Source organism: Corynebacterium sp. HMSC071B10 (assembly GCF_001814825.1).
Classification (GTDB): Bacteria; Actinomycetota; Actinomycetes; order Mycobacteriales; family Mycobacteriaceae; genus Corynebacterium.
On record NZ_KV817956.1, the window covers coordinates 1 to 374 of the forward strand.

Genomic DNA, 374 nt, shown 5'->3' on the forward strand with positions numbered 1-374 from the left:
GGCGACGCGTCGATTACCACCGTGCTGAACATGGACATCGGCGACTTCGTCCAGTGGCGCATGCGCGACGACGGTGAGGTCGAAGTCCAGCTGACCAATGGCGAGTGGCTGCGCGGCGCCGAGCTGGTCAACCGGAAACTGCGCGCGGCCGGGTACATCGCCCTGATCTCGGCAACGGACGGCCCAGTCAATCTGTACCCGGTGAAGCTTGAGCGCCACGCCAACCGCGAGCTGCGCGCCCTGATGAGCGCCGACGGTGCCACCTGCGCGTGGAAAGGCTGCAACCAGCCGGCGGACTTCTCCGAAGCACACCACATCCAGGAATGGTCCAAAGGAGGGGCGACCGAGGTCGAGAACATGTGCTGGTTGTGCAC

The 374-nt window shown here is 65.2% G+C and carries 1 protein-coding gene; it reads left to right on the forward strand.

Annotated features, from left to right (window positions below):
• The coding region (locus tag HMPREF2990_RS01410; protein WP_141757749.1) for an HNH endonuclease at positions 1-374 on the forward strand (374 nt) is incomplete at both ends.